Annotated in this window: 1 protein-coding gene; it reads left to right on the top strand. The window is 59.0% G+C overall.

Annotation, left to right across the window (positions count from 1 at the left end; all coding sequences use genetic code 11):
- Positions 1 to 15 precede the first annotated feature (15 nt).
- The coding region (locus tag PZH32_RS13665; protein ID WP_275208802.1) for a hypothetical protein at positions 16 to 290 on the top strand (275 nt) is incomplete at its 3' end.

The raw sequence follows: 290 nt of genomic DNA, 5'->3' as shown, positions 1-290 counted from the left end.
GCCATGGGCCAGCTCATGGGCAAGAAGATCACTACGAGTCCTATCACGGCCATCCGCATCTACAACAAGTGCAAGAACATTTCCGGCTCCATCAAGTACCGTGTTTACCAGTCAAATAAGGGCTGGTCGGCCTGGAAGGCCAATGGCACGTCCGCCGGTACGAGCAAGGCTTCTACGGCGGTGCAGGGCATGCAGGTGAAGCTGACGGGCACCCTGGCCAAGACGTACAACCTGTACTACCTCGTGTATTTGGTGGGCCTGGGCTGGACCGGCTGGGGCACCAACGGTGC

This window comes from Adlercreutzia equolifaciens, from assembly GCF_029076695.1.
Lineage (GTDB): Bacteria > Actinomycetota > Coriobacteriia > Coriobacteriales > Eggerthellaceae > Adlercreutzia > Adlercreutzia equolifaciens_A.
Note: the sequence above shows the minus strand (reverse complement) of the source record. Positions and strands in the feature narration are given on the sequence as shown.